The sequence below is a fragment of the Escherichia sp. AM3 genome (assembly GCF_032029835.1).
In the GTDB taxonomy this organism is placed as follows: domain Bacteria; phylum Pseudomonadota; class Gammaproteobacteria; order Enterobacterales; family Enterobacteriaceae; genus Escherichia; species Escherichia coli.
This window is the reverse complement of record NZ_JAVUPQ010000878.1, coordinates 1-286: the sequence shown is the minus strand read 5'-3', so window position 1 is coordinate 286 and position 286 is coordinate 1. Positions and strand designations below refer to the sequence as shown.

The 286-nt window shown below is 48.6% G+C and carries 1 protein-coding gene; it reads right to left on the bottom strand.

What is annotated here, in order from left to right; translation table 11 throughout:
• Positions 1-110 precede the first annotated feature (110 nt).
• Positions 111-286: DUF945 family protein (locus RTW80_RS28840; protein ID WP_312721527.1), on the bottom strand; the 176-nt coding region annotated here is incomplete at its 5' end.

Here is a 286-nt window from a genome sequence, read left to right as displayed (position 1 = left end):
AAGTGTTGCAGGAAAAGGTAGGCCTGATAAGCGTAGCGCATCAGGCAATCTCTGGTTTGTTTTCAGATGAAAACGCCGGAGTGAAAATTCTCCGGCGTTTTGGCCGTGAATTACTGCTGCGGAATTGCCGGTACAGCCGGAACGTTAAGAGCTGGCATCGCAAACATGCCAACAAAATCTTCTAACGACATTTTCTGCCCATTTAACGTTATCTGACCGTTAGCATATTGCAGGCTGGTGGTGATGGTATTGTCCTGCAAGGTGGTCAGACGGAACATCTGCCCCA